At 40.1% G+C, this 711-nt stretch carries 1 protein-coding gene; it reads left to right on the top strand.

Going from position 1 to position 711, the window contains the following annotated elements; all coding sequences use genetic code 11:
- On the top strand, positions 1-711 hold a 711-nt coding region (locus ASU03_RS19530), incomplete at both ends, for a transposase (protein WP_231731664.1).

The raw sequence follows: 711 nt of genomic DNA, 5'->3' as shown, positions 1-711 counted from the left end.
TAATTATGCCAAGAAAATCAAGAGTTTCATTAGCGGGCGTGGCGGAACATGTTATTCAGCGGGGTAATAATCGCCAAGCTATTTTTGCCTGTGAAAATGACATGAAAGTCTATGTTACTTGGTTAAAGCAATACAGTAAAAAGTATAAAGTCGCTATTCATGCTTGGGTCTTGATGACCAATCATGTGCATATTTTGTGTAGTCCAGCTAATCATTCTGGGATTTCACAAATGATGCAGTCTTTGGGGCGAATGTACGTTATGTATTTCAACAGGGCTTATAAACGATCGGGTACATTATGGGAAGGCAGGTATCGCTCTTGCTTAGTGCAGAGTGAGCAGTACTTGTTGGAATTATATCGTTATATTGAACTTAACCCGGTGAGAGCTGGGATGGTACAAGACCCAAGTGAATACAGTTGGTCTAGTTATCAGTGTAATGCTTTGGGAAAACAGAGTGACTTACTAACCGCTCATCCCAACTATTTAGCAATTAATCAAGATGCGAATAATAGATTAGCAGATTATAGAAAGCTCTTTGCTGGTTACGTTGAGTCTGAATTGATTGAAGATATTAGAAAAGCGACGAATAAGGGTTTAGCGCTTGGAAATGAGCAGTTTAAATTTAAAGTGGAAGCGCTAAGCGGCAGGTCTGTAATTGAAGGAAAACGTGGTAGGCCTATTGGTTGGAAGAAAGCGGTAGACGTGAGTG

Origin of the sequence: Colwellia sp. TT2012 (assembly GCF_001440345.1) — a bacterium.
In the GTDB taxonomy this organism is placed as follows: Bacteria; Pseudomonadota; Gammaproteobacteria; order Enterobacterales; family Alteromonadaceae; genus Colwellia.
Note: the sequence above shows the minus strand (reverse complement) of the source record. Positions and strands in the feature narration are given on the sequence as shown.